The 4,090-nt window shown below is 62.8% G+C and carries 2 protein-coding genes; one reads left to right on the top strand and one right to left on the bottom strand.

Going from position 1 to position 4,090, the window contains the following annotated elements:
• On the top strand, nucleotides 1–2,977 hold a 2,977-nt coding region (locus IGS51_RS02390), incomplete at its 5' end, for a translocation/assembly module TamB domain-containing protein (protein WP_297075412.1).
• Between the two features lie 24 nt (nucleotides 2,978–3,001).
• On the opposite strand, the gene IGS51_RS02385 is transcribed toward IGS51_RS02390, so the two are convergent.
• On the bottom strand, nucleotides 3,002–4,090 hold a 1,089-nt coding region (locus IGS51_RS02385), incomplete at its 5' end, for a M24B family metallopeptidase (protein ID WP_297075410.1).

The following is a 4,090-nucleotide window of genomic DNA, read 5'->3' as shown; positions in this document are numbered from 1 at the left end:
CAATGGCACAGTCTTTGCGCGGACCACAGGCAACACACCGGAAATCTCTAGCTTTGACCTGGCGCTGGAGGTGCAGGACTTAGACCTGAATCGGCTACCTGTCACCTTGCCGCCCCAGGTGCGTGTGGCTGGGCGGACGGACTTTTCCGGTCGGGTGTCGGGCACGCCTGCCGCGCCGACTGTGAACGGACTGCTGGCGCTCAACGGGCTAACCATTAACCAGCGTCAGTTTGATCCGCGCCTGGCCGGGCCGGTGCAGTTTGCAATGGGTCAGGGCGTGCGGGCTGACCTGACGGGCCGCCGCGACCAGATTTCGCTGGATCTGGATGGCGACTATCTGCCGCGCTCGTTTTTGCTGGTGCATGACGGGGCGCGAGCAGCAGGAATCAGGCGCAATTCCGGGACGGATCGCTACGCGAATCGCACGCTGGTCACCACATTAGAAAACCTGCCCCTAGACTGGTTTGCCCTCACCCCGGCTGCCGACCTGGGGCTGGGCCCCGTCACGGGAACCGTATCTGCCAACGCGGACGTAAACCTGGACACCTACGCCACCGAGGGCAGTTTTACGGTCGATCGCCCCGGCATCGGCTATCTGTTTGCGGATCAGTTCTCTGGGCGCGTCACCTACGGCAATGACCAGATCACACTAGAGGACGGGCTGCTGGCGCTGGCATTGCCCACTGAGCGGCCGCCCCTGGATCAGCCCTACAGCACGGTCGCAGTGAACGGCAGCGCAACCCTGGGCAACGACCCGCAGTTCGAGGCAACCCTGGAAACCGACAACGCCCGCATTCAGGACGTGCTGAATACCCTGCGCTGGTATGACTTCGACGACGTGGCGCGAGGCTTTCGGCAGCCGCCCACGGCCCAGGCCACTGACCTAGCCACTGTGCCTGTGCAAGTGGGCGATCGCCCCATTTACCAGCAACTCCAGCGCTATTCCGAAATCCTGGCGCTGCTGGATCTTCAAAAACAGCAGGACGAAGCCGCCAATCCTCTGCCTCGGCTGGCAGAACTGCAAGGCAACTTCATAGCCACGCTGAACCTGTCTGGTTCAGTGCAGTCGGGCGTGACCGCAGACTTCAACCTGGAGGGAGCAAACTGGCAATGGGGCGAGTTTAACGCGCAGCAGGTGATCGCCCAGGGTGCGCTCCAGGATGGGGTTCTGGAACTGTTACCGCTGCGGCTGGGGTCGGACGAGGCCTTCCTCAGTTTCAACGGGCAGTTTGGCGCAGACGAGATTTCGGGCCAGCTTCAGGCGCAGTCGGTGGATATCACGCCCCTTCAGGACATCGTGCGGTTGCCCATCAGCATCACGGGTCGGGTGAATGGTAACGCCTTTTTGCAGGGCAGCCTTGGCGATCCAGAGGTGCGCGGCGAAGTGAACTTGTCCGATGCCAAGATTCAGCAGCAGTCGGTTCAAGGTGTCCGAGCGCTATTCAGCTACGACGATGCGCGAGCGCGGATCATCGGGCAAATGAGCGTCAACGAAACAGAACCCCTGCGCCTGCGGGCCGATATTCCCTACGCCTTCGATTTCATGGACGTATCGCCCGACAGCGAGGCGATCGCCATCAACCTCTCCGTCAAAAACGAAGGGCTGGAACTGCTGAGCCTGTTTACCAATCAGGTGGCGTGGGCGGGCGGCGAGGCAGATGTCAACCTCGACATTACGGGCACGCTGAATGCGCCGCTGGTGACAGGCGCAGCCGAGTTTAACGGAGCCTCGATGACCGCACCTGCCCTCCCAGAGCCGCTCACCAACATCACCGGACGCGCCCAGTTCAACACCAGCTTTGTGGATGTGGAAGGCATTCGCGGCCAGTTCCGCCAGGGAGAAGTGGTTGCAGAGGGCATCTTGCCAATTTTTGACCCCAATGATTTTCCACGAAGCGAAACAACCGTCAACCAGCCACTGACGGTCAGCCTTAATCAGGTCGTGCTGAATCTGAAGGGCCTGTATAGCGGTGGGGTCGATGGCGCAGTGCAAGTTACTGGAACCGCCCTTGCGCCGGTCATTGGGGGCGACATTGCGCTCACCAACGGTCGCGTCCAGTTGCTCAGCGGCGACGCGCCACCGCCCGAAGACCCCCCCATCGACCCTAATGACATCACCATTCCGCCCCGGTTTGATAACCTGCGATTGAGCCTGGGGCGCGGGTTGCGAATTACGCTCGACCCGCTGCTGGACTTTCTGGTGGCGGGCGAGCTGCGGGTCAACGGCACCGTCCGGGCCCCCCGTCCAGAGGGAGAACTGCAAGTTCGTCGGGGCATCGTCAACCTGTTCACCACGCAATTCAACCTGGTGCGGGGCTACAACAACACCGCCGAATTTACGCCGCAGCGGGGACTCGATCCTTACCTGCAAGTGCAGCTTGTGGCCTCCGTGCCAGAGGTGACCCGCACACCGATCACGACCTCTAGCGGAGCCGCCGAGATTAACGAAACCCTGGTGACAGACTTGGGCAGCCTCAGTAATGTGCGGGTCATCGCCACAGTAGACGGCTATGCCAGCGAAATGCTGGATGGATTCCTCACCGGGTCAGACACGTTTGCGCTAACCAGCAGCCCCGCCCGCAGCGACAGCGAAATTATTGCGCTGATTGGCGGCGGCTTTATCAATACCTTTGGGCAGGGCGACAGTACGCTGGCGATCGCCAACCTAGCAGGTTCTGCCCTCCTCCCCGGCATCCAGGGGGTCATTAGCGAAGTGCTGGGGCTGTCGGATTTCCGGCTGTTCCCTACGCTGCTGCCCTCCGAAAACGCCTCCAGCACCACCCTCGAACTCGCCGCCGAAGCGGGCATCGACCTGTTTGGCACTGACCTCTCCGGCTCTGTGCTGGCGATCCTGACGGCCGATGCGCCTGTGCAGTTCAACCTGCGCTATCGCATCAACGACCAGTTCCTAATCCGCAGCTACATCGACACCGATGGCGGAACCGGGGCGATTCTGGAATTTGAGACGCGGTTTTAGCAGCGTTGGGCTAGGAACCCTTCCTCACTCCGTCAGCACGTCACGTCCTGTAGCGGTGACCAAAACGTCATCCTCAATGCGAATGCCGCGCACATCGGCAAACGCTGCCAGACGATCCCAATTCACCAGGGCGGAATAGCGATCGCGCTTTTCTGGGTCTTGCAGCAGGGCAGGAATTTGGTAGAAGCCGGGTTCCACCGTCACCACCATGCCCGGCCGCAGGGGGCGATCGAGCCGCAGATAGCATAGCCCAAAGCGATCGCTCCTCGTCCGCCCCGGCTCATAGCCCGCGAGGTCGCCCAAGTCTTCCATATCGTGGACATCCAGCCCCAAGAGATGCCCCACGCCATGCGGGAAAAACAGCGCGTGGGCATCTTGCTCGACCAGATCCTCTGGCGCACCGCGAAAAATGCCCAGGCTCACCAGTCCTTCAGCCAGCACTCGCGCCGCCAGCAGGTGAATCTCGCGGTATTCCACCCCAGGGGCGATCGCCTCGATGCAGCGGTCGTGGGCCGCCTGCACGATGTCGTAGAGATCCCGCTGGGTGGGCGAAAACTGCCCCGACACCGGCCAGGTGCGCGTTACGTCGGCCGCCCAGCCGAGGGGCGTTTCGGCTCCCACATCGGCCAGCAGCAAATCCCCTGGCTCCAGCCTGTGCCCATAGTGGCAGTTGTGCAGCACCTCCCCATGCACAGTGACAATGCTGCTGTAGGCAGGGGTCATATCCGCCGCCAGGATCACCTGCTCCATGGCCGCCCGCACCTCGGCTTCGGTGGTGGCCGTTGCGGTTGCGGCCCTGCCCGCCGCGTGGGCCCGTCGCGTCACATGGGCCGCCCGCCGCATTTCTGCCAGCGCCAAGTCATCGTGGCAGAGCCGCACCTGGGCGATCGCCCCCGCCAGGGCCCGATCCGGCTCCTGTGCCAGCTTGGGGACGACGAGCGATCGCCCCAAGAGCCTCTCTTGCTGTTGCCGCGTGGCGCTGTCCTGCACTGCAATCGTCGCCGCGCCTGCACAATACCGCTCCAGGTCGGCCAGGGGCCGTGCGTCATCCGCGCCGATCTGTTCCGCAAGCTGCGATCGCGTCGGGCCAGGCCCGTGCCACAGCACCTCGGC

This window comes from Thermoleptolyngbya sp. M55_K2018_002 (assembly GCF_015295965.1).
In the GTDB taxonomy this organism is placed as follows: Bacteria; Cyanobacteriota; Cyanobacteriia; order Elainellales; family Elainellaceae; genus Thermoleptolyngbya; species Thermoleptolyngbya sichuanensis.
This window is presented reverse-complemented; position numbering and strand designations above follow the sequence as displayed.